The organism is Photobacterium sp. R1 (assembly GCF_054600795.1).
Map to the genome: position 1 here is coordinate 1 of NZ_BAAHZP010000659.1, position 262 is coordinate 262.

Annotated in this window: 1 protein-coding gene; it reads right to left on the reverse strand. The window is 55.0% G+C overall.

Translation table 11 applies throughout. From position 1 onward, the window contains the following. Nucleotides 1–262, reverse strand: a 262-nt coding sequence (locus ACYP03_RS26710; protein ID WP_459782765.1) for a LysE family translocator, incomplete at both ends; no start/stop codon positions are given.

Sequence of the window (262 nt, forward strand, 5' to 3'; positions counted from 1 at the left end):
TTGGCTTTCGCATTACCTCAGTGTTACCGTCAGCACTGCTGCTTCTGAGCATACTGATTGCCATGTAAATGAGGTAGACCCCACCCAGTATTTTGACCACAGTAAATGCAGTCGCAGAAGAAGCCAGCACAGCGGATAAACCCAATGCCGCGGCGACAATGTGAATCATTGTTCCTGTACCTATCCCAAGCGCGGCCGCCGAGCCTGCTTTAAACCCCTGCGTTGCGGCTCGCCCGGCAATCAGCAACGAGTCAGGGCCGGG